Raw genomic sequence first — 472 nt, forward strand, 5'->3', positions numbered from 1 at the left:
CACACCGGCCCGCAGCGCCGTCGCGACCCGGTCCGCCACCGCCGTACGCTCACCGTCGGAGCGCAGGCCCAGCAGCAGCGGCACCCGGCCCTCCACCGGGCGTACCCCCAGCAGCACCGGCACGCCTCCGCCCACCGACGACGACAGCTCCTCCTGTACGGCTCGGGCCAGCAGCGCCCAGTTGCCGGACGGCGACAGCTCCGGGGCCAGCCGCATCACCACGGGGAGCAGCGGACCGTCGCCCGGCCTGAAGCCCAGCACCTTCGCCTGCGCGGGCGCGTCCTCGGCGCGGATGCGCCCCTCGGCGAGGTCCGTCAGGAAGTCGCCGCGCCCCCGCGCCGCCAACTCCTCGTCCTGGCGTGCCTGCATCAGCACCACCGCCAGGATGCCCGCCGCGCGCTCCGCCGCCATCCGGTGCACCGGCAGCAGCGGCGCCGACACGGCCGGGAGGACCAGCCGGGCCCGTACCGCG

General features: G+C 77.5%; 1 pseudogene. It reads right to left on the bottom strand.

Annotated features, from left to right (window positions below):
- Positions 1-472: pseudogene (locus GT042_RS29525) on the bottom strand (PucR family transcriptional regulator); the annotation flags it as partial.

Source organism: Streptomyces sp. SID3212, assembly GCF_009865405.1.
In the GTDB taxonomy this organism is placed as follows: domain Bacteria; phylum Actinomycetota; class Actinomycetes; order Streptomycetales; family Streptomycetaceae; genus Streptomyces.